This window comes from Kluyvera sp. CHPC 1.2972 (assembly GCF_036759925.1).
GTDB lineage: Bacteria > Pseudomonadota > Gammaproteobacteria > Enterobacterales > Enterobacteriaceae > Kluyvera.
The window spans coordinates 650350-675451 of sequence record NZ_JAPKIB010000001.1 but is presented as its reverse complement, the minus strand read 5'-3'; the positions used below and the strand labels follow the sequence as shown (position 1 = coordinate 675451).

Genomic DNA, 25102 nt, shown 5'->3' with positions numbered 1-25102 from the left:
TCAATTATTGAACAACTTTGGCATCGTTAACTGTGATCGCAATGCAGGTTAAGAAAATTAACAATTATTAAAGTGAACGTCAATGAATGACATATTTTTTGAGAAAGGAAATAGGATGCAAAATATATTATTAGACTGCGCGATGGGAATATCGACAAGAATAAAAAACCGGGAGCGTCTGGATAACTAGTCGGTATTTTAATTGGCTTGCCAATTATTGAATGAGTCATTTTTTATAAAATTAAGGGACCATTATGGGGTTAATGAATTCATTTGAACGCGGGATGGAAAAAATCCTCGTTCCGATAGCCATTAAATTAAACTCGCAGATCCACGTTTCAGCCATTCGCGATGCCTTTATTCTGTCATTCCCCATCGTCATGGCCAGCTCGCTGATTATTCTCATTAACTTCGCCATCCTCTCGCCGGACGGCTTTATCGCTAGCATCCTGCATCTGGGGACGATATTCCCGAACCTGGCCGATGCTCAGCAAATATTTACCCCGGTGATGAACGGCTCGGTCAATATTATGGCGGTGCTCATTACCTTCCTCGTGGCGCGTAATATGGCGATAAGCTACCAGCAGGATGATCTGCTGTGTGGCCTGACCGCTATTGGCGCGTTCTTTGTGGTTTATACGCCGTATACGATTATCGACGGCCAGGCTTACCTGAGCACCAAATATCTGGGGCCGCAGGGGCTGTTTGTGGCGGTTATTGTCGCGCTGCTGGCGAGCGAAATTTTCTGTCGCCTGGCGCGTAATCCGAAGGTGACCATTAATATGCCAGCCGCAGTACCGCCTGCTGTAGCACGCTCCTTCAAGGTGCTGCTGCCGATCTTCTTCGTGATGATCTTCTTCTCGGTGCTGAACTACCTGCTGTTAAAAATCTCGCCAAACGGCCTGAACGACCTGATCTACACGCTGATTCAGGCGCCGCTGAAGGATATGGGCACCAACATCGTGACCGTGTTGATTCTGGGGCTGGTGGCGAACTTCCTGTGGATCCTCGGTATTCATGGGCCGAACACCGTGGCGGCGATTCGTGAAACCATCTTCTCAGAAGCGAATCTGGAGAACCTCTCCTATGCAGCCTCTCACGGTTCCACCTGGGGCGCGCCGTACCCGATTACGTGGACCGGTATTAACGACGCCTTCGCCAACTGCGGCGGCTCCGGGATGACGCTGGGTCTGCTGCTGGCTATTTTTATTGCCTCTCGCCGCAAGGATTACCGTGACCTCGCCAAGATGGCCTTTGTACCTGGCCTGTTTAACATCAACGAACCGGTGATGTTCGGTCTGCCTATCGTACTGAACCCGATTCTGGTGATTCCATTTATTCTGGTGCCGTTTGTTAACTCACTGATTGGCTACTTCTTTATTACCCTGGAAATCATTCCACCGATTGCCTACGCGGTGCCGTGGACCACGCCAGGGCCGCTTATCGCCTTCTTCGGCACGGGCGGTAACTGGATGGCACTCTTCGTCGGCATACTGTGCCTGGTCGTGGCAACGCTTATCTACCTGCCGTTCGTGATTGCCGCCAACAAAGTCAATATGTCGGCCGCAGCGGAACAGAATGCTTAACGAAGGTAACGGCACAAATGGTCCCCTCGCCCCATTGGGGAGGGGACGAGGGGGCATACGCGCACCATTTCTCGGGAGATAAAGATGATTAAGCTGATTATTACCGACCTCGATGGCACTTTCTTAAACCGCCATGGCGATTACAACCGCGAGTTGTTCCCGCAGATTAAGGCATTGATGCAGCAGCAGGGCGTCGCCTTTGCGCTGTGCACCGGCAAGCAGTGCGAGCGCGTTGAGGAGCTGTTTGGTGAACAGGTGCGTGATTTCTGGATCCTGGGCGACAGCGCCACGCGGATTAAACATGACGGAGACTATGTCTATCAGTCGCTGATCAAAAACGCGCTGGGGTGCGAAATCATCCACACGCTTGAGGAGGTCAACAGCGAGCCGGTGATCATCGCCTGCACGCCGTTCGGGGCGTATGTCAAAAACAGCATTGCCCCAGAGATGCTGCAGAAAGTGAAGATGTCCTACGCCAATGTGGTGCAGGTTGCGGCGTTCGATGAGGTTAGCCATGACTTCGTTAAAATATCCCTCTTCGACATCAAAGGCCGCTGTCCGCAGATTAAGCCGCATCTCGCAGATTACGTTGATAAAGCTTATATCGTGGTCTCAGAAGACGCGTGGATTGATATCGCCGACGTGGGCGTGCACAAAGGCCATACGGTGGAAATTCTGCAGGAGAGGCTGGGCGTCAACAAAGACGAAACGATGGTCTTTGGCGATGGGCTGAACGATATCGAACTGATGACCCGCGCCACCTGGAGCTTCGCCATGCGCAATGCGTTTGACGAAACCAAGCAGGCCGCGCGGTTTATTACCGGCACCAATGATGACGATGCGGTCATGACGACCATTGCCCAGGTGCTGAGTTTACAGCAGCACCCAAAGTAGTATCGCCACCACGATCAGCACCACAAAGGCCAGTCCAGGGCGTGCCGACAGCGACTTCATTGAGGTAATTATCGGTGCGAACGGTGCGTAAATCGGCTGAATGTTCCGCGCCTCCAGCGCCTCGGCATGCGCTACGCGTTCGTGCTCAATACGCTTGAGGAACAGGAGGTTGAGCAACTCCTGAACCTGAACGGGGGTGAGCACCGTCTGCGGCGTCATATTCCAGTTCTGCTGCCCGTAATCACGCAGTACCTGAAGCTCCTGATCGCCCAACGGCTGCTTAAGCGCGGCCTGAAGCACGTTAAACGTAGGGGCCGGGTGCGTGCTCAGCGTCAGCCGCGCCTGCAATAACGTCACCAGCGAGGTGAAATATTTCGCGGGGATCAGCTCGCTGGTCTTCACCGGCGAAAATTCCTGTAGCGACTGCCATAGCGGTTTATTGGCGTCACTGGACGACGATGGCGCTTTATCGGAGTAAAGCGCGTCGGGCTTCACGCTGGCAAGCTCAATCAGCGATTGCCAGATTTGCTTGCTCGACTCGCCGGTCGCTGCGGACAGCTTGCTGACCAGTTGGTTGAGCGTGGTGTACTCCGCCGGTAGCAGCGGACGGTCGGTCGCCGGGCGCTGCTGTGGCTGAGGAATCGACAGCTGGCCGCGCTGGAGCAGTTGCAGCACATTATTAAGCTGCGGCTGGGTAAGCTGGTTCAGGGCGGTGTGCCCGTACTGTTGACGGATAAAATCACTGACGGCCTGGCGGTTATTGCCCTGGCCCAGCAGTTCGGTGAGCTGTGAGAGCGTCTGCCTCATGCTCAGGTTCTGCTCGGCGGTGCCGATGCGCTGGTTCAGATTCTGTTCCGCCGCCGGGAAATGACGCGCCAGCAGCGGCGTATCACCTTTCAGTCCCAGATCGTGTTTCACGCCCGCCCACACTTCGGCATTTTGCTGCGACGTCATGGTGATAAGGCGCGTGATCAAACGCTCCAGCACGGTGCGTTGCTGAAGGTTAAGCGGCTGCTCTCCGGCACTGGAAAGCGGAGTGGGACCGGCCCCCGGAGGGCGCGCAGGCATACCTGAGATGGGTTGCGTCATGATTCATCCTTTCTGTAAAGCGGTACTGATGCCAGGCGCGAGTATTCCTGGCGGCAAGATTATGGCACACTTCCCCGGTTTACTCTCGTTCTCAGACAGGTACTGAACCGTGAAAATCCTTGTTGATGAAAATATGCCCTACGCCCGTGAGCTTTTTAGTCGTCTGGGCGAAGTGAGGGCTGTTCCTGGCCGCCCGATCCCGACCGACGCGCTAACTGATGCCGATGCGCTGATGGTGCGCTCGGTAACGAAGGTGAATGAAGCGCTGCTTGGCGACAAGGCGATTAAGTTTGTCGGTACCGCCACCGCGGGCACCGACCACGTCGACCAGCCGTGGCTGGCGCAGGCGGGCATCGGTTTTTCTGCCGCGCCGGGCTGTAACGCCATTGCGGTGGTGGAGTATGTCTTCTCAGCGCTGCTGATGCTGGCCGAGCGCGACGGTTTTGCGCTGGCTGACCGCACCGTCGGTATCGTCGGCGTGGGTAACGTCGGCGGCCGTCTGCAAAAGCGTCTTGAAGCGCTGGGTATTAAAACGCTGCTCTGCGATCCGCCACGTGCGGACAACGGCGACGAAGGCGATTTCCGCTCGCTCGACGACCTGGTCGCTGAGGCTGACGTTATTACCTTCCACACGCCGCTGTATAAAGAAGGCCAGTATAAGTCGCTGCATCTTGCCGACGAGGCCCTGATTCGCCGCCTGAAGCCGGGGACGGTTCTGATCAACGCCTGCCGTGGCCCGGTGGTGGATAACGCCGCGCTGCTGAAATGTCTGGAAGCGGGGCAGAAACTGAGCGTGGTGCTGGACGTCTGGGAGCCCGAGCCGGATCTCAACCTGGCGCTGCTCAATAACGTCGATCTGGGCACCTCGCATATCGCCGGCTACACGCTGGAAGGGAAAGCGCGCGGCACCACCAAGGTGTTTGAAGCCTACAGCCAGTTTATTGGTCAACCACAGGAAGTGGCGCTCTCGACGCTGCTGCCGGCGCCGGAATTTGGCCGCATTAGCCTGCATGGCCCGCTCGATCAGCCTACGCTGAAAAGACTGGTCCATTTGGTGTATGATGTGCGCCGCGATGACGCGCCGCTGCGAAAAGTGGCGGGTATCCCCGGCGAATTCGACAAACTGCGCAAGAACTATCTCGAGCGTCGTGAATGGTCATCATTGACCGTTGAGTGTGATGATGCCGATGCGGCCGAGCTGCTGCAAAAACTCGGGTTTAACGCCGTACACTGTTAATGTCTTCTTAATCACTCTGCTGGATACTCCGGCAGAGTCGCATTTTTTCTGGAGTAAATCACCATGTCTGAAGGCTGGAATATTGCCATCCTGGGCGCAACCGGCGCCGTAGGCGAAGCCCTGCTTGAAACCCTTGCTGAACGTCAGTTCCCGGTGGGTGATATCTATGCGCTGGCGCGCACCGACAGCGCGGGCGAACATCTGCGTTTTAACGGTAAATCGGTCAGAGTACAGGACGCCGCAGAGTTCGACTGGACTCAGGCCCAACTGGCGTTCTTTGCCGCCGGTCAGGAAGCGTCGGCGAGCTACGCTGAAGAAGCCACCAACGCAGGCTGTTTGGTTCTCGACCTTAGCGGTCTGTTTGCGCTGGAGCCGGACGTTCCGCTGGTAGTGCCGGACGTGAATCCGTTCGTCATGGCCGACTACCGCAACCGTAACCTGATTGCCGTGGCCGACAGCCAGACCAGCCAACTGCTGGCCGCGCTGAAGCCGCTGATTGATGATGGTGGCCTGTCACGTATCAACGTGACCAGCCTGATCTCCGCCTCCGCGCACGGCAAGAAAGCCGTTGATGCGCTGGCAGGGCAGAGCGCCAAGCTGCTGAACGGTATTCCGATTGATGAAGATGATTTCTTTGGTCGCCAGCTGGCATTCAACATGCTGCCGCTGCTGCCAGACCGCGAAGGTAGCGTGCGTGAAGAGCGTCGTATCGTCGACCAGGTGCGCAAAATCCTGCAGGACGAAGGCCTGATGATTTCTGCAAGCTGCGTGCAATCGCCGGTATTCTACGGCCACGCGCAGATGGTGAGCTTTGAAGCCATGCGCCCGCTGTCTGCGGAAGAAGCGCGTGATGCTTTCTCCCGCGGCGAAGATATCGTGCTGTCTGAAGAGGGTGAATTCCCGACTCAGGTTGGCGATGCCACCGGCAGCGCGCATCTCTCCATCGGCTGCGTCCGTAACGATTACGGCATGCCGGAGCAGGTTCAGTTCTGGTCCGTCGCCGACAACGTCCGCTTCGGCGGCGCGCTGATGGCGGTCAAAACCGCTGAGAAACTGGTACAGGAGTATCTGTACTAATGTCTGACAAGGAGCTGCTGCCGGTCTATCGAATTGCGCTGGGCATTGAGTACGACGGCAGCAAATACTACGGCTGGCAGCGGCAAAACGAAGTGCGCAGCGTGCAGGAGAAGCTTGAAAAAGCGCTCTCGCAGGTGGCAAACGAACCTATCAACGTGTACTGCGCCGGGCGTACCGACGCTGGCGTTCACGGCACGGGTCAGGTGGTGCACTTTGAAACGCGTGCGCTGCGTAAAGACGCCGCATGGACGCTGGGTGTAAATGCGAATTTACCTGGTGACATCGCGGTACGTTGGGTGAAAGCTGTTCCCGACGATTTTCACGCGCGCTTTAGCGCGACGGCGCGCCGCTATCGCTACGTTATCTACAACCACCGGCTGCGTCCGGCGGTGTTGAGCCAGGGGGTGACCCATTATCACCAGCCGCTGGACGCGGAGCGGATGCACCGCGCCGCGCAGAGTCTGCTGGGCGAGAATGACTTCACCTCGTTTCGTGCGGTGCAGTGCCAGTCGCGTACGCCGTGGCGTAACGTTATGCATATCAACGTGACGCGCTATGGCAACTATATTGTGGTGGACATTAAAGCAAACGCCTTTGTGCACCACATGGTAAGGAATATTGTTGGCAGCCTGATGGAAGTTGGCGCAGGAAACCAGCCGGAGAGCTGGATTGCAGAACTGCTGGCGGCAAAAGACAGGACGCTTGCCGCCGCAACGGCAAAAGCGGAAGGGTTGTACCTGGTGGCGGTAGATTACCCCGCGCACTTTGCACTGCCCGCCGCGCCGATGGGCCCGCTTTTCCTGGCGGACTAACGAAGTCATTTAGGGCTAAGACAATATGGATCTCATCCGTTTTTTGATTGATTTCATCCTGCACATTGATGTGCACCTGGCGGAACTGGTTGCGCAGTACGGCATCTGGGTCTACGCCATTCTGTTCCTGATTTTGTTCTGCGAAACGGGGCTGGTGGTGACACCGTTCCTGCCGGGCGACTCGCTGCTGTTTGTTGCCGGTGCGCTGTCGGCGCTGCCAACCAACGACCTCAACGTCCATCTGATGGTGGTGCTGATGGTGATTGCGGCGATTGTCGGGGATGCGGTGAACTACACCATTGGGCGGCTGTTCGGCGAGAAGCTGTTTAGCAATCCAAACTCGAAAATCTTCCGTCGCAGCTACCTCGATAAGACCCATGCGTTCTACGATAAGCATGGCGGAAAGACCATTATTCTGGCGCGATTTGTGCCTATCGTCAGAACATTTGCGCCATTTGTGGCGGGAATGGGCCATATGTCCTATCGTCATTTTGCGCTCTACAACGTGACCGGCGGGCTGCTGTGGGTGCTGTTGTTCACCTACGCGGGCTACTTGTTTGGCGATCTACCGGTGGTTCAGGAAAATCTGAAGCTGCTGATTGTCGCTATCATTGTGCTGTCGATATTGCCGGGCGTAATTGAAGTGATTCGCCACCGTCGTAAGGCGGCAAAAGCGGCAAAATAAACCCTGCACACGGGGCACGATTCAGCCGTGCCCTGTTACGACATGTTTCGCGGTTCGACCACTTTTTTATGCCAAGTTTCGGGCTGTTATGTTTTAATGTGCAACATTCATGGTCTATGAGGGGCAAAAGTGGCATTATGCGCGCCCCCTTATGGCAAAACTGGCATCGACCAGGTTCAGGCAGAAAGGTTATCAATGAGCTGGATTGAACGAATTAAAAGCAATATCACACCTACCCGTAAGGCGAGCATCCCTGAAGGGGTGTGGACCAAATGCGATAGCTGTGGTCAGGTTCTGTATCGCGCCGAGCTGGAGCGTAACCTCGAGGTTTGCCCGAAGTGCGATCATCACATGCGTATGTCAGCGCGTAATCGCCTGCATAGCCTGTTAGATGAAGGGTCCCTGGTAGAACTGGGAAGTGAGCTTGAGCCAAAAGACGTGCTGAAGTTCCGTGACTCTAAAAAATACAAAGATCGTCTGGCATCCGCTCAGAAAGAGACGGGTGAAAAAGATGCGCTGATCGTGATGAAAGGCACCCTGCACGGGATGCCGGTTGTCGGTGCGGCCTTTGAGTTCTCCTTTATGGGCGGCTCAATGGGTTCTGTTGTCGGTGCGCGTTTTGTCCGTGCCGTTGAACAGGCGCTGGAAGACAACTGCCCGCTGATCTGCTTCTCCGCTTCCGGCGGTGCGCGTATGCAGGAAGCGCTGATGTCCCTGATGCAGATGGCGAAGACCTCTGCGGCGCTGGCGAAAATGCAGGAACGCGGTTTACCGTATATCTCCGTGCTGACCGACCCAACCATGGGTGGTGTCTCCGCGAGCTTCGCGATGCTGGGCGACCTGAACATCGCAGAGCCGAAAGCGCTGATTGGCTTTGCCGGCCCGCGCGTTATCGAACAGACCGTTCGTGAGAAACTGCCGCCGGGCTTCCAGCGTAGTGAGTTCCTCATCGAGAAGGGCGCCATCGACATGATCGTGCGTCGCCCGGAAATGCGTCTGAAGCTTGCCAGCATTCTGGCGAAGCTGATGAATCTCCCGGCACCGAACCCGGACGAGCCGCGCGAAAGCGTGGTGGTGCCACCGGTACCGGATCAGGCACCAGAGGCCTGATAGTGTAAGGGCAGGGCCGGGTGGCTCTGCCCTTTTTACTTTTATTCACCGATTCACCGTTGTTGGACGTTGCGGGCACTATGGACAAAAATCTTATTCCTCAGGCCACGTCGCCCCTGGCTACGTGGCTTTCTTATCTGGAAAACCTCCACTCAAAAACCATCGACCTCGGCCTTGAACGTGTTAGCCGCGTTGCCGGTCAGTTAGACGTGCTGCAGCCTGCGCCGTTCGTCTTTACCGTCGCCGGAACCAACGGCAAAGGCACCACCTGCCGCACGCTGGAAACTATCCTGATGGCGGCGGGCTATAAGGTAGGGGTTTACAGCTCTCCACATCTGGTGCGCTACACCGAACGGGTACGCGTGCAGGGCGCAGAGCTTGCAGAAAGCGCCCACACCGCCTCATTCGCGGCGATTGAAGCTGGGCGCGGTGATACCTCGCTGACCTATTTCGAATACGGCACCCTGTCGGCGTTGTGGCTGTTTAAGCAGGCAAAACTCGACGTGGTGATTCTGGAAGTGGGCTTAGGCGGCCGTCTTGATGCCACGAACATCGTTGATGCCAACGTCGCCGTGGTGACCAGCATCGCGCTGGACCACACCGACTGGCTGGGGCCGGATCGTGAAAGCATTGGTCGTGAGAAAGCGGGCGTTTTCCGCGCTAACCGCCCTGCGGTGGTTGGTGAACCGGATATGCCGCACACCATTGCCGACGTGGCCCATGAAAAAGGCGCGTTGCTGCTGCAGCGTAACGTTGACTGGCGCTATACCGTCGAAGGCGATAGCTGGACCTTCAGCGACGCCCAGGGCGAACTGCGTAACCTGCCGTTGCCAAACGTGCCGCAGCCTAATGCCGCCACGGCGCTTGCCGCGCTGCGCGCCAGCGGGCTTGAGGTAAGTGAAGCGGTGATCCGTGAAGGCATCGCCAGCGCGATTCTGCCGGGCCGTTTCCAGACCATCCAGCTTGAGCCACGCGTGATCCTCGATGTTGCACATAACCCGCACGCCGCGGCCTATCTTGCCGGGCGTCTCAAATCGTTGCCGAAAACTGGGCGAGTGCTGGCGGTTATTGGTATGCTGCATGATAAGGACATCGCCGGTACGCTGGCGTGTCTGGAGGACGTTGTGGATAGCTGGTACTGTGCGCCGCTCGAGGGACCTCGCGGTGCCACGGCGGAACAGCTGCGCGAGCATCTGCGCGCAGGGACCGTTTTTACCAGCGTCGTGCAGGCGTGGCACGCCGCCATGGCTGACGCAGCGCCCGAAGATACGGTGCTGGTGTGTGGTTCGTTCCACACGGTAGCGCATGTGATGGAAGCGTTGGACGCGGGGAGTGCCGGTGGCAAGTAAGTTTCAAAACCGTCTCGTCGGGACGATAGTATTAGTTGCGCTGGGGGTCATTGTGCTGCCAGGGCTGCTTGACGGGCAAAAAAAGCATTATCAGGATGAGTTCGCGGCGATTCCGCTGGTGCCAAAACCGGGGGACCGTGATGAACCTGATATGCTGCCGACGGCAACGCAGGCGCTGCCTGCTCAGCCGCCTGAAGGGGCGGCAGAAGAGGTGAGGGCAGGTGACGCGGCAGCACCGTCGCTGGACTCCAGCCGTCTGGCAGTGAACGGCAACGGCGATCTCGAACAGATCCCGCCGGCCGCCGAACTGCCGAAGCCAAAACCAGTAGAAAAACCGAAGCCAAAACCGCAGCCTGTTGCTGAACAGGTCGCGGCAGCGACGCCACCGCCGAAAGCCGCGCCGGAAGAGAAACCGGCACCGGTAGGTAAAGCGTACGTGGTGCAGCTTGGTGCATTGAAGAATGCGGATAAGGTGAACGAAATTGTGGCGAGTCTGCGCGGTGCGGGATATCACGCCTACACGTCGCCTTCGACGCCCGTTCAGGGTAAAATCACCCGTATTCTGGTCGGCCCGGATGCCTCGAAAGATAAGCTGAAAGGTTCACTTGGTGAACTGAATCGGTTGTCGGGGCTCAGCGGCGTGGTGATGGGATATACGCCGAACTAAGGTGTGGGTCTTTTCCCCTCACCCCGGCCCTCTTCCCAGAGGGCCGAGGGAGAAAGTCGGTGCTGGGCTTGTCGACGTCTCCCAACGGTCCCCTCTCCCCTCGGGGGAGAGGGTTAGGGGTGCTGAATAACGCCTAAAACGACCAAAAAACGATGGCGTTGAATATTTTTTCAGCGCCATTTTTTATTTACGCCGGGGAAGGAAATCCCTACGCAAACGTTTTCTTTTTCTGTTAGAATGCGCCCGAACTGGATGACAGGGCGTAAAATCGTGGGACATATATGGTCTGGATTGATTACGCCATTATCGCGGTGCTGGGCTTATCTTGCTTGGTGAGCCTCATCCGCGGCTTTGTTCGTGAAGCATTATCGTTGGTAACATGGGGCTGTGCCTTCTACGTTGCCAGCCATTACTACACTGACCTGTCAGTCTGGTTTACGGGCTTTGAGGACGAACGGGTTCGAAATGGGATTGCTATTGCGGCGCTGTTCATCGCGACGCTCATCGTCGGCGCTATCGTCAACTTTGTGATAGGCCAACTGGTGGAAAAGACCGGTCTGTCGGGTACAGACAGGGTATTGGGGATCTGCTTCGGCGCATTACGTGGGGTGCTGATTATCGCCGCTATCTTGTTCTTCCTTGACACCTTTACCGGGATGGCCAAAAGCGATGACTGGCAGCATTCGCAGTTTATTCCCTATTTCTCACCGGTTATCAGATGGTTTTTTGAATACCTTCAAAGCTCGTCAAGTTTCTTGCCCAAAGTATAAGCTTTGGGTCGTTGCTTAACGAGGAAAAGACGTATGTGCGGTATTGTCGGTATCGCCGGTGTCATGCCGGTAAACCAGTCGATTTATGATGCGCTAACGGTGCTGCAGCACCGTGGACAGGATGCCGCTGGCATCATCACCATTGATGCCAACAACTGCTTCCGCTTGCGTAAAGCGAACGGTCTGGTGAGCGATGTCTTTGAAGCCCGCCACATGCAGCGTATGCAGGGCAACATGGGTATTGGCCACGTGCGTTACCCAACGGCGGGCAGCTCCAGTGCCTCTGAGGCCCAGCCTTTTTACGTCAACTCCCCGTACGGCATTACGCTGGCGCATAACGGTAACCTGACCAATGCGCACGAGTTACGTCAAAAACTGTTTGAAGAAAAACGCCGCCACATCAACACCACCTCCGATTCTGAAATCCTGCTCAATATCTTCGCAAGCGAGCTGGATAACTTCCGTCATTACCCGCTGGAAGCCGACAATATCTTCGCTGCTATCGCCGCAACCAATCGCCAGATTCGCGGTGCGTATGCCTGCGTCGCGATGATTATCGGCCACGGCATGGTGGCCTTCCGCGACCCGAACGGTATTCGTCCGCTGGTGCTGGGCAAGCGTGATATTGGCGACGGTCGCACCGAATATATGGTGGCCTCCGAAAGCGTGGCGCTGGACACCCTCGGCTTTGAATTCCTGCGCGACGTTGCGCCGGGCGAGGCGGTCTACATCACCGAAAACGGCCAGCTGTTCACCCGTCAGTGCGCTGACAACCCGGTAAGCAACCCGTGCCTGTTCGAATACGTCTACTTCGCGCGTCCAGACTCCTTTATCGACAAAATTTCCGTCTACAGCGCCCGTGTGAACATGGGTACCAAGCTCGGCGAGAAGATTGCGCGTGAATGGGAAGATCTGGATATCGATGTGGTGATTCCAATTCCGGAAACCTCCTGCGATATCGCGCTGGAAATCGCCCGCATTCTCGGCAAACCGTACCGTCAGGGGTTTGTGAAAAACCGCTACGTTGGCCGTACCTTTATCATGCCGGGCCAGCAGCTGCGTCGTAAGTCCGTTCGCCGCAAGCTTAACGCTAACCGCGCTGAATTCCGCGATAAGAACGTGCTGCTGGTGGATGACTCCATCGTGCGCGGTACCACTTCTGAGCAGATTATTGAAATGGCGCGTGAAGCCGGGGCGAAGAAGGTTTATCTGGCCTCTGCGGCACCGGAAATTCGTTTCCCGAACGTCTACGGTATCGACATGCCAACCGCCACCGAGCTGATTGCTCACGGGCGTGAAGTGGATGAGATTCGCCAGATCATCGGCGCCGACGGTCTTATCTTCCAGGATCTGGACGATCTGATTGACGCAGTTCGCGCGGAGAACCCGGATATTCAGCAATTTGAATGCTCGGTATTCAACGGTGTGTATGTGACCAAAGATGTTGACCAGACCTATCTTGATTTCCTCGACTCTCTGCGCAATGACGACGCGAAAGCGGTACAGCTGCAGAATGAAGTGGAAAATTTAGAGATGCATAACGAAGGGTAAGTACGACGGTATTTTCCCGGCGTCGCTTTCGCTCGGCCGGGCTACGTGGAGTGCGTAGCCCGGCCGAGGCGTTTTACACCTCGTCCACCCAAATCCGCATTTCGCCTTCGCCACGGTTGGCCCAGCTAAACCACGGAATAAAGGTTAACGTCTGCTTTTCCACCGCCGTCTGGCGATTATCAAAGCTGTAGAGCGGCTTGTCCTCCTGCGCGGTCAGCACGCGTAACCCTTCCGTCTGCAACAGAATTTTGCCTTTTAGCACGCCCACACCCTGAATCTCACGGAAGGCGCTCTCTTTTGGCAGCGACAGGTTATGCAGTTCGCTGCCGTTATCCGCCTCTTCCAGGCAGTAGACCAGCGGCCCGCGCTGAATCGCCACTTTGCCTGCCGCATGGCGTACCAGCGGGTTGGCGTAGACGCGGCGGATAGTCATCGGCAGGTGCAGCGTAATCACGTCACCTTCCTGCCACTCACGGTGCAGATGCAGGTAACCGTTGATCGTGTTACCCACCGCTGGCTGACCGTTGACCAACACCTTCGGCGCTTCACACCACTCCGGCAGACGCAGGGCCAGGGTATGTTCGACCGCTTGCGGATGCGCGAAGCGAATGTTCACCTCTTCATCCCACGGGTAGTTGCCTTCGATTTTGAGCGCTAGCGTCTGCTCGTTCACCGTGAACTGCGCTTCGCTACCGGCGTAGAAGTTGATAAACAGCGCGTCCGGACGCGGAGTGAAAATGTAATGGCCGATAGCAACCAGCGTACGCGCAATATTCGGCGGGCAGCAGGCGCAGCCGAACCAGCGCTGGCGAACCGGTTTAATGTGATCGTAGATATGATTATGTGGAATGCTTTTCGGGTGCGTCTCCAATGGGTTGACGTAGAAGAAGTGCTTACCGTCCAGCGCCATCCCGCCGAGCACCGTATTGTAGAACGCGCGCTCCATCACGTCGGCGTAGTGGGCGTCCCCCTCCATTTCCAGCATCCGGCGGGCGAACATCATCAGGCCAATCGAGGCGCAGCTTTCACCGTAGGCGGTGTCGTTCGGCAGATCGTAGTCGCTGGTAAACGCTTCGCCAATCCCCTGCGAACCGATGCCGCCGGTGATATACATGCGGCGCTGCACCATGTTGTCCCAGATGCGCAGACAGGTCTGGCGCTTATCTTCGTCGTGGGTCATGCGGGCGATATGCGCCAGCCCGGTCATCAGATACACCGAGCGGACGGCGTGGCCGACCGCTTCGTGCTGTTCGGAAAGCGGCTTGTGCGCATGGGTGTACGATTTGTCCTTAATCATGCCCGGCCAGGCATCGCCCCAGCCCACCCAGTGGCGAGTGCCGCCGCGTTTTTCAAACTCAATATCGTAGTAGTACGGCTGCTGACCGCGCTCTTCAACGAAGAAGCGGGCCAGCGCCTGATAGCGCGGTTCTTTTGTTACTTCATACAGACGCATCAGCGCCAGTTCAATTTCCGGATGCCCCGGATAACCGCGCAGCTGGTCGGGGTTGGGGCCGAAAACCGTGTCGATGTGATCGGCAAAGCGACAGGAGATATCGAGCAGGCGACGCTTGCCGGTGGCGTGGTAAAACGCCACCGCCGCTTCGAACAGGTGCCCGGCGCAGTAAAGCTCATGGCACTCTGCCACGTTGGTCCAACGCAAGCCCGGCTCTTTTACGGTATACCAGGTATTCAGATAACCATCTTCACACTGCGCCTGCGCCAGCAGTTCAATCACCTCATCGGCGGTCTTTTCCAGTTGGGCGTCAGGCTTCTGGCTGAGTGACCAGGCAACCGCTTCCAGCCATTTGGTGACGTCGCTGTCCTGAAAGACCATGCCATAAAAATCACCCTGTTCAAGACCGGCGGCAATGCGGTAGTTTGCCAGCGCGTGGCTAGGTTCCGCCTCCGGAAGATTGTCATTCAGCGCTTCCCACTGATAAGGGATAACCACGTCGCGGATGAGGCGCTGATATTCCCCTAAAAATGGGTCGGTAATGGTGATTCGGTTCAGATCGGCTTCAATCACATCAGACTGCATCATGTTTACCTCAGGAAATGTGTGAATGGCGTTGGTGAAGGTCAGTAGAAATACGTTTCATCATTGGGCCGTTTAGACGGCACTTCAGCAGGCACATAGCGAGCACAAAGTGGAACACGGCTGGCACCAGGCTTTGCAGCAGGGTGATGCCATGGATAGATGCTGGCGTCTGGTTCCCAAGCCCCGGCTGATAGGCCACCATAATCAGGATCAGGCTGATAATGCCGCCGGAAGAGGCCCAGGAGAGCTTGATGAAAAAGAGGTTAAAGGCGAAGTTCATCCCGGAGGAGCGTACGCCGGTTTTCCATTCGCCGTAGTCGTCGGCGAAGGCCATAATCGAAAAGTGCAGCGGCAGGGTGAAGCCCTGAATCACGCTGTTAACGGCAATGCAGACCAGCCACAGTACCTGGTATTGCGGGCCAACCGGGAGAAAGTACATGCCAATCCCGAACGCGACCAGTACCAGGTTCGTCCAGTAGTAGAGACGCACCATATCGACGCGGCGAGAAAGCGGGTTGACGATCACTGCCCCGGCAATCCCGGAAATCGTGAGGATACCGAAGAACATTGACATATACCCAGCGCCGCCCTCAAGCGCATAGGAGATGAAGTACATGTAGCCGCCGCCGCGAATACAGAGAATATTCACCAGCAGGAAGGACATGATCAGCATCATCAGTAGCTGGTCATTTTTGCGCAGCCCAGCCAGGTGTTCGCGCAGGGTAAAGTTACCCGCCAGCGATAGCGGCACACGCTCTTTCACCCAGAAGAAGCACAGCAGAAATAGCACCATGCCGATGGTGCACAGCACGGTGACGCCATACTGATAACCCTTCGCCAGGTTGCCCTGACCAAAGAACTCCACCATCCACGGCAGGCCGACGGAGACGAGGAAACCGGCAATGCCGCTTAACACGAAGCGCCAGGACTGGCAGGACATCACCTGATCGTGGCGGTTAGTGATGGCATTAATCAGTGCGCAGTAAGGCACGTTGTTGGCGGTATAGCCGATGGAAAGCAGGAAGTAGGTGCCGAACGCCCACGCGATTTTCATGTTCGCGCTCATGTCCGGAACGGTAAACGTCAGGATACCGATCACGCCAAGCGGTACGGCTGTCCACAACTGCCACGGACGAAAACGCCCCCAGCGGCTGCGGGTACGGTCGGCAATCACCCCCATCACGGGATCGGAAACGGCATCAAAGATACGCAGGGTAAAGAACATGGCGCCGACGATGGCGGGGCTTAGCCCAAAAACGTCGGTGTAGAAAAAGAGTAAAAAGCCGCTAATCAAATCTGAGATGCAATGCCCGCCGGCATCGCCTAATCCATAGCCTATCTTTTCGCGGGTAGAGAGCGTCTCTCCCGCATCAACGGTCTGTACATCAGTATCCAGGTTATCAGCAATGGTCATAACCAATCCTCGAACAGGGTGTGATGATTCAAAAAGTCATTACGGCGTATCTCTGACGATTTTTAGTAAATAACTAACGGCGCTGAGCATAGATCCTGAGCGAAATGCGGGTATATAGCGTACGGTTTAAATAGTGAATTCGATCTTATTTTTACTATAAATAAAGTTTAACTGGTGATGTCGATCACAAAATTGTGAGTGATGGCGAGGTAAATATCACTTCCATCAATAATTGGATTGGTTTGGATAATTTGTTTAGTAAATATAATCCGGGAAGCGGACACCCTATGCTGCGTGGTATCCTCTGTCCGGCAATGTGGTTAACAGGCGGAAGCGAACGGAATGGCGAAGAAAATTAGAATCAAAGATATTGCCACGGCGTGCGGCGTTTCCATTGCGGCGGTCTCCCGCGCCCTGAAAGGGCAGCCGGGGCTGAGCGATGAAACGCGGCAACGTATCTTGTCGATTGCCCAGGCGGAAGGCTATGACTTTAGCCGCTTGCGCACCGGGCGTATCAAGCGGCTGATGTTTTTGCTCCATCGGGAGCACAATATCGCCAGTGCGCTGCCGTTCTACTCAACGGTGATGCTGGGCGTGGCGGATGCCTGCCGGGAAAATGACATCGCCATGAGCTTTCAGCCAATTGGCCCGCAGGATTCGGTATCTGAACTGATTCAACTACACCAGCCGGATGCGCTGGTGTGCGCGGGTTACCTTGAGCCGGAAGTGCTGGCCGAACTGCGCCAGACCGCGCTGCCGGTAGCGCTGGTCGATTTATGGGCGGCGGATTTTCCCTGCGTTAACCCGGATAACTTTCACGGCGGCTTCATTGCCACGCGTCATCTGCTGGAGCAGGGGAGAACCCGCATTGCGTTTCTGGGGACGTCACAGCGCCACTACAGTATTCGTCAGCGCGTCGAGGGCTATCAGCAGGCGCTGTTTGATGCCGGGCTGACGCTTACGCCAGAATACTGCGTTGAGGTGCCGCCGATTAAAGAGATTGAGCAGGTGCTGGTCGAAGGAATGTCTCGATTGCTGGCGCTACCGCAGCCGCCGGATGCGATTTTTGCCTACAACGACGTGGCTGCGCTGGTGGCAATGCGCGAGTGTGCCCGCCGGGGGATCCGCGTGCCGGAAGAGGTGGCTATCGTCGGTTTCGATGACATCGATGCGGCGGCCTGGGCCCATCCGCCGCTGACCACGGTGGCGGTCGATAAACGTGAACTGGGGCGCGATGCCTTCCAGTTACTGATGAACGACGAAAGCGAACGTAACCTGCTGCTTCCCGTGCGGCTGGTGGCGCGCGGCAGTTCGGTGACGGATAGCGACGCGTTGCGGTTGCGTCTGGCGCCGTAATCCGGCAAAGTTTGCCACATTATGGCTACAGGGCGGTTCGTGTGAAACGACTCATCATTGGTATTTCCGGCGCAAGCGGCGCTATTTACGGCGTGCGGCTGTTGCAGGTGCTGCAAACCGTGGCGGACGTCGAAACGCATCTGGTGATGAGCCAGGCGGCAAGACAGACGCTGGCGCTGGAGACAGATTTTTCGCTGCGTGAGGTTCAGGCGCTGGCGGACGTGGTACACGACGCGCGAGATATCGCCGCCAGCATCTCTTCCGGCTCGTTCAAAACCGCGGGTATGGTTATCCTGCCGTGCTCGATAAAAACCCTCTCCGGCATCGTCAACAGCTATACCGACGGCCTGCTGACCCGCGCCGCCGACGTGGTGCTGAAAGAGCGTCGCCCATTGGTGCTGTGCGTGCGCGAAACGCCGCTGCATTTAGGCCATCTGCGGCTGATGACCCAGGCGGCGGAAATTGGCGCGGTGATCATGCCGCCGGTGCCGGCGTTTTATCATCGCCCACAAACGCTGGACGATGTGATTAACCAGACGGTTAACCGCGTACTCGATCTGTTTGATATCACCCTGCCTGAAGATCTCTTTACCCGCTGGACCGGCGCATAACCCTGCGCCACCATTGTGCATGATGTCGCTTTTGCCCTGTTTCAGGGCAATTGTGTAACACCGATCAAATCCTCGATATTTAATCATCCCGTTTGCACTTTTGTGCTCGATTTATACGCTGCGGCTGATATCTTTCCTGATGATCATCTCTTGTTATCTTTTAGTTAACATTTTTAACATCACATGTTTTTGCAGCATTAAAAATGGCACGGAAGATGCAGAGTAGGTTTTGCAGACACAACACAACATAACTATTAGCAGTTAACGACATCACGGTTTAATAGGGGAACGTATGAAAAAGACGGTTCTGGCTCTCTCTTTGCTGCTGGGTCTCAGCAGCGCCTCCAGCGTATTTGCCGCACTGCCACAGAGCATCCGCATCGGTACCGATACCACCTACGCACCGTTCTCATCGAAAGATGCCAAAGGCGATTTTATTGGCTTTGATATCGATCTGGGCAACGAAATGTGTAAACGCGCCAGCATCAAGTGTACCTGGGTTGGCAGCGATTTTGACGCGCTGATCCCTTCACTGAAGGCGAAGAAAATTGACGCGATTATCTCTTCGCTGTCGATCACCGAAAAGCGCCAGCAGGAGATTGCCTTCTCCAACAAGTTGTACGCGGCGGATTCCCGCCTGATTGCCGCCAAAGGTTCTTCGGTGAAACCGACGCTGGACGGGCTAAAGGGCAAGCACATTGGTGTGCTTCAGGGATCTACGCAGGAAGCTTATGCCAATGAAAACTGGCGCAGCAAAGGCGTGGACGTAGTGGCCTATCAAAACCAGGATCTGATCTACGCCGACCTGGCAGCCGGCCGACTGGATGCGGCATTGCAGGATGAAGTCGCCGCCAGCGAAGGCTTCCTGAAACAGCCTGCCGGTAAGGATTTCGAGTTTGCTGGCCCGTCGGTAAAAGACAAAAAATACTTCGGTGACGGCACCGGCGTTGGGCTGCGTAAAGATGATGTCGAGCTGAAAGCGGCGTTCGATAAAGCGTTAGCGGAACTGCGCGCGGACGGCACCTACGACAAGATGGCGAAGAAGTATTTTAACTTCAACGTCTACGGCGACTAAGCGGTCGCATGTATCATCGTGGTGCATATATTTGCCCTTGCACCACGATGGTGCGTTTTTTGTTCGAAAGTTGCGCGAGGTTGCATAATTAAGCATTTTTAATGAGAAAAAAGCCAGCCTGAAGGGCAGAATGCTTTGCCTTAAAGGGCCGAAAGATGGCACGATAACTGCTCAGATTATTTCTAAAAAACACACAAGAATCACAGCTTGTAGAGGATGATATGAAAAAACTGGCGTTGTCTTTTTCTCTGGTATTAGCGCTTGCTTCTGCATCAAGCGCATTTGCAGCAATCCCGCAAAAAGTGCGTATCGGTACTGACCCTACGTATGCACCGTTCGAATCAAAGAATGCACAGGGTGAATTAGTGGGTTTTGACATTGATCTGGCAAAAGAGCTGTGTAAGCGCATCCAGGCACAATGTACCTTCGTGGAAAACCCGCTGGACGCCCTGATCCCCTCGCTGAAAGCGAAGAAAATCGATGCCATCATGTCCTCGCTGTCGATCACCGAAAAACGTCAGCAGGAAATCGCCTTTACCGACAAACTCTATGCCGCTGACTCCCGTCTGGTGGTGAAAAAAGGTTCCCCAATTACGCCTGACCTTGCCACGCTGAAAGGCAAGCGCGTGGGTGTACTGCAGGGTACCACTCAGGAGACGTACGGTAACGAACACTGGGCGCCGAAGGGTATTGAAATTGTCTCCTATCAGGGGCAGGACAATATCTACTCTGACCTGACCGCTGGCCGTATTGATGCAGCATTCCAGGACGAAGTGGCGGCGAGTGAAGGTTTCCTGAAACAGCCAATCGGTAAAGACTACCAGTTCGGCGGCCCGTCCATTAAAGACGTGAAGCTGTTCGGTGTGGGTACCGGTATGGGTCTGCGTAAAGACGATACCGAGCTGCTGAATGCGCTGAACAAAGCGTTTGCTGACATGCGTGCTGACGGCACCTACGACAAGCTGGCGAAGAAGTACTTCGATTTTAACGTTTACGGCGAGTAATCATCACGAGTAACCCACCGTTTTGCACGCACAAAACGGTGGGCGTAAAGACAGGACTGGCAGCATGCTGTACGGGTTTTCACAGGTAATTTTTCAGGGCGCTCTTGTCACCCTTGAGCTGGCGATCAGCTCAGTGGTTCTTGCCGTGCTTATAGGTCTGGTGGGCGCGGGAGCAAAGCTCTCCCGAAATCGCGTGCTGGCGTTAATTTTTGAAGGCTACACCACGCTGATTCGTGGCGTGCCAGACTTGGTGCTGATGCTGCTGATTTTCTACGGGCTGCAGATGGCGCTTAACGTGCTGACCGACGCGCTCGGGCTGGCGCAGTTTGATATTGACCCGATGATCGCCGGTATCATCACCCTTGGTTTTATCTACGGGGCCTATTTCACCGAAACCTTCCGCGGCGCGTTTATGGCGGTGCCGAGAGGTCATATTGAAGCCGCGACGGCTTTTGGTTTCACCGGTTCACAAACCTTCCGTCGTATTTTGTTTCCCGCGATGATGCGCTATGCGCTGCCGGGCATTGGCAATAACTGGCAGGTTATCCTCAAAGCGACCGCGCTGGTCTCGCTGCTGGGTCTGGAAGATGTCGTTAAAGCGACCCAGCTTGCAGGTAAAAGCACCTGGGAGCCGTTCTATTTCGCCATTGTCTGTGGCTTGATTTATCTGCTGTTTACTACCGTTTCCAATGGCGTGTTGTTGCTGCTCGAACGCCGCTACTCCGTGGGCGTGAAGAGGGCTGACCTGTGATTGAAATCATTCAGGAGTACTGGAAAGCGCTGCTGTGGACCGACGGTTATCGTTTTACCGGCGTGGCGATTACCCTATGGCTGCTGGTGCTGTCGGTGGTGATGGGCGGTGTGATGGCGCTGTTTCTGGCCATTGCCCGCGTCTCCAGCAATAAATACATCAAATTCCCGGTCTGGCTGTTTACCTATATTTTCCGCGGTACGCCGCTCTATGTGCAGCTGCTGGTGTTCTATTCCGGCATGTATACGCTGGAAATTGTTAAAGGCACCGAGCTGTTAAACGCCTTCTTCCGCAGTGGCCTGAACTGTACAGTGCTGGCCTTAACGTTAAATACCTGCGCCTACACCACCGAAATTTTTGCCGGGGCGATTCGCTCGGTACCGGCGGGAGAAGTGGAAGCCGCGCGCGCCTATGGTTTCTCGTCGTTTAAGCTTTATCGCTGCATCATTCTGCCGTCGGCCTTACGTATTGCGTTACCAGCCTACAGCAATGAAGTTATCCTGATGCTGCACTCGACGGCGCTGGCGTTTACCGCCACCGTGCCTGACTTGCTCAAGATTGCGCGCGATATTAACTCGGCGACCTATCAACCCTTTACCGCCTTCGGTATTGCGGCGGTGCTCTATTTGGCCATCTCTTATGTGTTGATTCGCCTGTTCCGCAAAGCGGAAAAGCGCTGGTTACAGCACATGAAACCGTCTTCTACGCACTGAGAATATGATGTCTGATAAAAAACTAAACGTAATCGACCTGCACAAACGCTATGGCGAGCACGAGGTGCTGAAGGGCGTGTCGCTGAAGGCTAACGCTGGGGATGTGATAAGCATCATCGGCTCTTCCGGTTCCGGCAAGAGTACCTTTTTGCGCTGCATTAACTTCCTTGAGAAGCCAAGTGAAGGCACCATTATCGTCAATGGCGAGAATATTGGTCTGGTGCGTGATAACGACGGTCAGCTGAAGGTGGCGGATAAAAACCAGCTTCGCCTGCTGCGTACGCGCCTGACGATGGTGTTCCAGCACTTCAACCTGTGGAGCCACATGACGGTGCTGGAAAACGTCATGGAAGCGCCGATTCAGGTCCTCGGCTTGAGCAAGCAGGAAGCGCGCGATCGCGCGGTGAAGTACCTGACGAAAGTCGGTATTGATGAACGCCAGCAGGGCAAATACCCGGTGCACCTGTCCGGTGGCCAGCAGCAGCGTGTGTCCATCGCCCGTGCGCTGGCGATGGAACCGGAAGTGCTGCTGTTTGATGAACCCACTTCAGCGCTTGACCCTGAGCTGGTGGGTGAGGTGCTGCGCATTATGCAGCAGCTGGCGGAAGAGGGGAAAACCATGGTGGTAGTGACCCACGAAATGGGCTTTGCTCGCCATGTGTCATCGCACGTGATTTTCCTGCATCAGGGCAAAATTGAGGAAGAGGGCAACCCGGAAGCGGTGTTTGGCAATCCGAAGAGCCCGCGTCTGCAGCAGTTCCTCAGTGGCGCATTAAAGTAGGCTTCACTCGCCCTCACGCGTGCGTGGGGGCGTTTTCCCGCCGATAGACCCAGTCATCGTAATCTTTGCCGTTCAGCCTATAGGCTTTTGTCAGCACCTGCGTGCGGATAAAACCGTGCTTTTCCAGCAGCCTTGCCGAACCTTGGTTATCGCCCAGTACCCAAGCATTAATGGCCCATAGACCAAGCTGTTGAAAGCCATAATCGCATATTGCACGGAGCGCCTCGCTGGCAAACCCTTTTCCTTGCGCCTCTGGCAGCAGCGCGTAGCCAACGTCCGCTTCGTGGGGATTTTTACTGCTGATCTGCAGCCCTATATCGCCAAGTGGCGTACCGTTTTCATCGCGGATAACAAAGATCGCGGGAGAGTTGCAGCGTAGGACAAAAATTGCACGTATCGCTGCTTCCTCCAGCATTTCCCCCATAAACTGCATCACCTCATGGTTTTGTCGCAGTTGAAGGAAGAAGGGCCAGTCGCTGTCATTAAAGGGAGAAAGCCGTAGTCGCCGGGTGGTGAGGGTTACCATTTTCCTATGCCATTAAGCCAAATCTGAGGCTGTACTTTAGCACCGGCGATGATGGAATGGCACGGAATTAGCCGCTGAAGGCCGTCGTGCGTTCCAGGCGTGCAAAATAGTGCAGTACCGTTTTGCTCTCCTGAGAGGCGCGAAGCTGGAGTGCCAGGTTCAGGTTATCCAACGTGCGGGCATGTGCGACCATCGGCGAAGTCTCGGCGATGCGACCCTCCGTCACCAGCCATTGTACGACCGTCTGCCACCGCCAGAGCGGGGAGTTGCCCTTGACGCGTTGAATGGGGGCGGGAAACTGACCGCCGCCGCGAGCGCCATCTTTAAGCAGTGAAATCGCCTGGCGGGAGACGCCGGTGAGTTCGGCGATATCGCTAAGCCCGACCAGGGTCGAGTCGACCGATTCGACCCGTGCATTGAGTGAGGGGGCGGATTCAATGTCGCGAATGGCGGAAAGAATGGCCTGCTCCAGCGTGTCGCTTTCGCGGTCAAAATCGAGATAGACCGCCGTCCCGTAAAAGCAGATCAGCGCATCATCGCAATGTGCATGATAGAACGCCTCTTCAAGATTTGTCGTGCTGCGGCTAACACCTGAAAGCGTTAGCGTAAAGTTAAATAACGGCATTTCGTTTCTCCCTTGCTCTACGAATGTTTGGGCTGGCAGCGGTCGACCATGCGCATGATTTGCCGGGCGTGGTGCAGCGGAACGGCAGGTGTCTACCATATGCTCATCATATGATCCCGATGCTCAGCCACGCCGCACTGCAAACGACCAAAACAGTGGGCGCTTTTACCGCTGGTGATAAACAACCAACCACGTTGTAGCGCGTAATCAATGGCTGCCCTGATATGCTTATCTGGATGTTCCTTCATCAATGTATCCCGCAGAGTATTGATATTTTGTTGACGAATGTCAACAGTGGGCTGACGCAATAATATGCATTGAGCTGTTATGACAAAGCGGGAGATAACGCGTTGGAATCGGCTTCACGTTTGTATCAGAGGGAGATGCTCTCGTTAACAGGAATGCGTGGCGGATTCCAGAAGTGGGAGAAGCAGGAAAAGTATGGTGATGGCCCGGCGCCATCACCATCGTGTGGGGCATCAGTGGGCGAGAATATCACCCAACGCTTCGTCTAAATCGTACCAGCGAAACGCGAACCCAGCGGCTTCAAGCCGTTTGGGGAGCGCGCGCTGTCCGCCTAATACCAGCACTGAGGATTCGCCCATCAGCAGGCGTATCACGGTGGCGGGAACGCGAAGAATGGCCGGGCGATTGAGCGCCTGACCCAGCGCATGGGAAAACTGCTCGTTGTGCACCGGGTAGGGAGAAACCATGTTGAAAGGCCCGCGTAAATCGTTATCCAGCAGCCAGAGAATGCCGTTGACCATATCGTCAATATGGATCCACGCCAGGTACTGTCTACCGTTGCCAATAGGGCCGCCGAGACCGAGTCTGAAAGGCGGCAGGAGTTTCGCGAGGATGCCGCCTTTCGGCGCCAGCACCACGCCGGTGCGCAGCAGACAGACGCGGGTGTGCTCGCTCTGTGCGGTGCAGGCTATCTGCTCCCAGCGCGCGCACAGCTTATGGGTAAACTCGTTATGCGGTGGCTCCTCTTCCGTGACCACAACCTCGCCGAGGTCGCCATAATAGCCGGTGGCCGAACCCGAAATCAGCACTGAAGGGGGCGTCGTGCTCGCCTGAATTAACTCGCTAATTCGCTGGGTGATACCCCAGCGACTGTCGCACAGCTTCTGCTTTTGCTGCGCCGTCCAGCGCTTGTCGGCGATGGGTTCGCCGGCAAGATTGATAACGGCGTCAATGCCCTCGAGCGATGACATATTCTGTAGTCCAGGCCAAAGCTCAACGCGCGGGTCGAGCGTCTGGCGGGCCTTTTCAGGAGAACGGGTCACCACGCAGACCGTGTGCCCGAGCGTCAGTAAACGCGGAACTAAATGGCGGCCAATCAGCCCGGTGCCGCCGGTAATCAGAATTTTCATGCCAC

The 25102-nt window shown here is 55.8% G+C and carries 25 protein-coding genes; 18 read left to right on the top strand and 7 right to left on the bottom strand.

The features are described from left to right. The first annotated feature begins 254 nt into the window (after positions 1-254). Together V6944_RS03215 and V6944_RS03210 are read left to right on the top strand one after the other, a co-directional pair. Complete coding sequence (locus V6944_RS03215) at positions 255-1586, top strand: PTS sugar transporter subunit IIC (RefSeq protein WP_185666773.1); 1332 nt, start codon at positions 255-257, stop codon at positions 1584-1586. An 84-nt stretch (positions 1587-1670) separates the two neighbouring features. Further along, entirely contained in the window at positions 1671-2480 is an 810-nt protein-coding gene (locus V6944_RS03210; RefSeq protein WP_333497851.1) for an HAD-IIB family hydrolase, read from the top strand. Here V6944_RS03210 and V6944_RS03205 read toward each other — a convergent pair. After that, positions 2460-3569 carry a flagella biosynthesis regulator gene (locus V6944_RS03205; protein WP_333497850.1) on the bottom strand — a complete coding sequence of 370 codons (1110 nt, stop codon included), beginning with the start codon at positions 3567-3569 and terminating at the stop codon, positions 2460-2462. The genes V6944_RS03210 and V6944_RS03205 overlap by 21 nt on opposite strands. Positions 3570-3678: 109 nt before the next feature. Between V6944_RS03205 and pdxB the strand changes: the two genes are divergently transcribed. The 9 genes from pdxB to purF all read left to right on the top strand — a co-directional run bounded on the left by pdxB (position 3679) and on the right by purF (position 12827). Beyond that, positions 3679-4806, top strand: coding sequence for a 4-phosphoerythronate dehydrogenase PdxB (gene pdxB, locus V6944_RS03200; RefSeq protein WP_333497849.1), 1128 nt, complete (start codon positions 3679-3681; stop codon positions 4804-4806). A 63-nt stretch (positions 4807-4869) separates the two neighbouring features. Further along, positions 4870-5883, top strand: coding sequence for an aspartate-semialdehyde dehydrogenase (locus V6944_RS03195; protein ID WP_333497848.1), 1014 nt, complete (start codon positions 4870-4872; stop codon positions 5881-5883). Further along, positions 5883-6695: a tRNA pseudouridine(38-40) synthase TruA gene (gene truA / locus V6944_RS03190; protein WP_185666777.1), complete on the top strand. Its 813-nt coding sequence runs from the start codon at positions 5883-5885 to the stop codon at positions 6693-6695. Before V6944_RS03195 ends, truA begins: the two co-directional genes overlap by 1 nt. Positions 6696-6720: 25 nt before the next feature. Beyond that, positions 6721-7380, top strand: a complete 660-nt coding sequence (locus V6944_RS03185; RefSeq protein WP_220439682.1) for a DedA family protein — start codon at positions 6721-6723, stop codon at positions 7378-7380. Positions 7381-7575: 195 nt separating this feature from the next. Further along, on the top strand, positions 7576-8490 hold the full coding sequence (gene accD / locus V6944_RS03180) for an acetyl-CoA carboxylase, carboxyltransferase subunit beta (protein ID WP_333497847.1): 915 nt from the start codon (positions 7576-7578) through the stop codon (positions 8488-8490). Positions 8491-8570: 80 nt separating this feature from the next. Next, positions 8571-9839 (top strand): bifunctional tetrahydrofolate synthase/dihydrofolate synthase, encoded by a 1269-nt coding sequence (gene folC / locus V6944_RS03175; protein ID WP_333497846.1) that lies wholly within the window; start codon positions 8571-8573, stop codon positions 9837-9839. Continuing rightward, positions 9829-10506 carry a cell division protein DedD gene (gene dedD, locus V6944_RS03170; protein ID WP_333497845.1) on the top strand — a complete coding sequence of 226 codons (678 nt, stop codon included), beginning with the start codon at positions 9829-9831 and terminating at the stop codon, positions 10504-10506. Before folC ends, dedD begins: the two co-directional genes overlap by 11 nt. A 281-nt stretch (positions 10507-10787) precedes the next feature. Then, a complete protein-coding gene (cvpA, locus tag V6944_RS03165) occupies positions 10788-11276 on the top strand; it encodes a colicin V production protein (protein WP_185666782.1) in 489 nt (162 codons plus the stop codon). A gap of 33 nt (positions 11277-11309) precedes the next feature. Then, on the top strand, positions 11310-12827 hold the full coding sequence (gene purF, locus V6944_RS03160) for an amidophosphoribosyltransferase (RefSeq protein WP_185666783.1): 1518 nt from the start codon (positions 11310-11312) through the stop codon (positions 12825-12827). Between the two features lie 73 nt (positions 12828-12900). Here purF and V6944_RS03155 read toward each other — a convergent pair whose 3' ends face one another. Both V6944_RS03155 and V6944_RS03150 read right to left on the bottom strand, forming a co-directional pair. Beyond that, positions 12901-14868: a glycoside hydrolase family 127 protein gene (locus V6944_RS03155; protein ID WP_333497844.1), complete on the bottom strand. Its 1968-nt coding sequence runs from the start codon at positions 14866-14868 to the stop codon at positions 12901-12903. Positions 14869-14875: 7 nt separating this feature from the next. Further along, the gene (locus V6944_RS03150) at positions 14876-16279 is read right to left on the bottom strand and encodes an MFS transporter (protein WP_333494406.1); all 1404 of its coding nucleotides are present in this window, start codon (positions 16277-16279) and stop codon (positions 14876-14878) included. A 342-nt stretch (positions 16280-16621) separates the two neighbouring features. Between V6944_RS03150 and V6944_RS03145 the strand changes: the two genes are divergently transcribed. The 7 genes from V6944_RS03145 (at position 16622) to hisP (ending at position 22570) form a co-directional block, all read left to right on the top strand. Continuing rightward, complete coding sequence (locus V6944_RS03145) at positions 16622-17635, top strand: LacI family DNA-binding transcriptional regulator (protein WP_333497843.1); 1014 nt, start codon at positions 16622-16624, stop codon at positions 17633-17635. 41 nt (positions 17636-17676) lie between these two features. Next, on the top strand, positions 17677-18246 hold the full coding sequence (locus V6944_RS03140) for a UbiX family flavin prenyltransferase (RefSeq protein ID WP_333494408.1): 570 nt from the start codon (positions 17677-17679) through the stop codon (positions 18244-18246). Positions 18247-18538: 292 nt separating this feature from the next. Next, positions 18539-19321 carry a lysine/arginine/ornithine ABC transporter substrate-binding protein ArgT gene (gene argT, locus V6944_RS03135; protein WP_220439677.1) on the top strand — a complete coding sequence of 261 codons (783 nt, stop codon included), beginning with the start codon at positions 18539-18541 and terminating at the stop codon, positions 19319-19321. A gap of 221 nt (positions 19322-19542) precedes the next feature. Further along, positions 19543-20325, top strand: coding sequence for a histidine ABC transporter substrate-binding protein HisJ (hisJ, locus tag V6944_RS03130; protein WP_035892515.1), 783 nt, complete (start codon positions 19543-19545; stop codon positions 20323-20325). Between the two features lie 64 nt (positions 20326-20389). Then, positions 20390-21076, top strand: coding sequence for a histidine ABC transporter permease HisQ (locus V6944_RS03125; protein ID WP_333497842.1), 687 nt, complete (start codon positions 20390-20392; stop codon positions 21074-21076). Further along, entirely contained in the window at positions 21073-21789 is a 717-nt protein-coding gene (locus V6944_RS03120; protein WP_333497841.1) for an ABC transporter permease, read from the top strand. The genes V6944_RS03125 and V6944_RS03120 overlap by 4 nt, the downstream gene beginning before the upstream one ends. Before the next feature lie 7 nt (positions 21790-21796). Beyond that, a complete protein-coding gene (hisP, locus tag V6944_RS03115) occupies positions 21797-22570 on the top strand; it encodes a histidine ABC transporter ATP-binding protein HisP (protein WP_333497840.1) in 774 nt (257 codons plus the stop codon). 13 nt (positions 22571-22583) lie between these two features. Here the strand turns inward: hisP and V6944_RS03110 are convergent, their stop codons facing one another. The 4 genes from V6944_RS03110 to V6944_RS03095 form a co-directional block, all read right to left on the bottom strand. Continuing rightward, the gene (locus V6944_RS03110) at positions 22584-23096 is read right to left on the bottom strand and encodes a GNAT family N-acetyltransferase (protein ID WP_333497839.1); all 513 of its coding nucleotides are present in this window, start codon (positions 23094-23096) and stop codon (positions 22584-22586) included. Positions 23097-23163: 67 nt separating this feature from the next. Continuing rightward, entirely contained in the window at positions 23164-23721 is a 558-nt protein-coding gene (locus V6944_RS03105; RefSeq protein ID WP_333497838.1) for a helix-turn-helix transcriptional regulator, read from the bottom strand. A 92-nt stretch (positions 23722-23813) separates the two neighbouring features. Beyond that, a complete protein-coding gene (locus V6944_RS03100) occupies positions 23814-23969 on the bottom strand; it encodes a hypothetical protein (protein WP_333497924.1) in 156 nt (51 codons plus the stop codon). Between the two features lie 231 nt (positions 23970-24200). Continuing rightward, positions 24201-25097, bottom strand: coding sequence for a TIGR01777 family oxidoreductase (locus V6944_RS03095; protein WP_333497837.1), 897 nt, complete (start codon positions 25095-25097; stop codon positions 24201-24203). Positions 25098-25102: the final 5 nt, after the last annotated feature.